Below are 291 nucleotides of genomic sequence, written 5' to 3'. Positions count from 1 at the left end.
GACGACTTCGCCGACCACTTCGGCGTCATTCCCAAGATCCGGTTCGACACCGAGGTGACCGAGATCGCCGAGCGCGGCGGGCCGGGCGCCGGCTGGACGATCGCCTGGCGCCGCGGCGGCGAACAAGGCCGCGACGACTTCGATCTGGTCGTCGTCTGTATCGGGCTCTACTCGCATCTGCCGAACATGCCGCAATTCCCCGGCCAGGACGAATTCGGCGGCGAAATCATGCATGTCTCGGGGCTGCGCTCGCGCGATCAGCTGCGCGGCCGCCGCGTCGCGGTGCTCGGC

At 69.1% G+C, this 291-nt stretch carries 1 pseudogene; it reads left to right on the top strand.

Going from position 1 to position 291, the window contains the following annotated elements:
* Nucleotides 1-291 (top strand): annotated as a pseudogene (locus tag PZC42_RS20805) (NAD(P)/FAD-dependent oxidoreductase); the annotation flags it as partial.

The sequence above is a fragment of the Isoptericola croceus genome (assembly GCF_029382255.1).
Classification (GTDB): Bacteria; Actinomycetota; Actinomycetes; order Actinomycetales; family Cellulomonadaceae; genus Isoptericola; species Isoptericola croceus.
The sequence above is the reverse complement of the archived record's forward strand: the minus strand, read 5'-3'. Positions and strand labels throughout refer to the sequence as shown.